General features: G+C 36.8%; 1 protein-coding gene. It reads left to right on the forward strand.

Going from position 1 to position 250, the window contains the following annotated elements; all coding sequences use genetic code 11:
* A partial coding sequence (locus GNY06_RS15785) for a transposase (RefSeq protein WP_166520143.1) occupies positions 1-250 on the forward strand: 250 nt, incomplete at both ends.

Here is a 250-nt window from a genome sequence, read left to right on the forward strand (position 1 = left end):
ATTATGAAAAAGAAACAATTCAGTGCGAATCAGATTTCCAGTATTTTGAAAGAATTCGATAATGGTAGAAGTATAGAAGAGCTTGTACGCAGCTATGGCATTAGCAGAGCAACACTGTATAATTGGCTCAAAAAGTACGGAGGAATGGAAGCGAGTGAAATGAAGAAAGTGAAAGAACTAGAAGCAGAAAACAGACGCTTAAAGCGTATGTATGCTAATTTAGCCATGGAATTGGATGTAGCCAAGTATA

Origin of the sequence: Elizabethkingia argenteiflava, assembly GCF_009904105.1 — a bacterium.
GTDB lineage: Bacteria > Bacteroidota > Bacteroidia > Flavobacteriales > Weeksellaceae > Elizabethkingia > Elizabethkingia argenteiflava.